Annotated in this window: 2 protein-coding genes; both read left to right on the top strand. The window is 33.7% G+C overall.

Annotation, left to right across the window (positions count from 1 at the left end; all coding sequences use genetic code 11):
- On the top strand, positions 1-434 hold a 434-nt coding region (gene ftnA / locus ACTHUM_RS16320), incomplete at its 5' end, for a non-heme ferritin (RefSeq protein ID WP_440403467.1).
- 16 nt (positions 435-450) lie between these two features.
- A partial coding sequence (locus tag ACTHUM_RS16315; protein WP_440403466.1) for a ferritin occupies positions 451-753 on the top strand: 303 nt, incomplete at its 3' end.

The raw sequence follows: 753 nt of genomic DNA, 5'->3' as shown, positions 1-753 counted from the left end.
TGTATTCATCAAATGTCTATTTGCAAATGAGTGCATGGTGCCATAAACATGGTTATGAAGGCGCTGCAGCATTTTTACTTCGTCATGCCGATGAAGAATTGGAACATATGCAAAAGTTGTTTACTTATGTGAGCGAAACCAGTGGAATGCCTTTGTTAGGTAAAATTGACGCCCCTAAACACGATTACGCTTCATTAAAAGAAGTTTTTGAAACAACACTTGAACACGAAAAACTAGTGACATCTAAAATTAATGAGTTAGTTGAGAGTACTTTTGCAGAAAAGGATTACTCTACTTTTAACTTCTTACAATGGTATGTAGCTGAACAGCATGAAGAAGAAAAATTATTTAACAGTATTGTTGATAAATTCAAACTTCTTGGTGAAAGTGGTACAGCGCTCTACTACATTGATCGTGAATTAAAAACTTTATAAGAATAGGAGAAATAAAATGTTATCAAATAGCGTGATTAAACTATTAAATGATCAAATGAATTTAGAGTTTTATTCTTCTAACTTATATTTACAAATGAGCGCCTGGTGCGAACAACAAGGTTTCGAAGGAGCTGCAAAATTTTTATCAGAGCATGCGGCTGAGGAAATGCAGCATATGCGTAAACTCTTCACTTATTTAAATGAGACCGGCGCATTGGCTATCATCACACAAATTGATGAACCACCTCATCAATTTTCATCATTGAAACAAGTACTTGAATTAACTTATGAACATGAAAAGTTAATTACCTCTAAAATC

It is taken from the genome of Neisseria sp. P0021.S006 (assembly GCF_051956895.1).
Note: the sequence above shows the minus strand (reverse complement) of the source record. Positions and strands in the feature narration are given on the sequence as shown.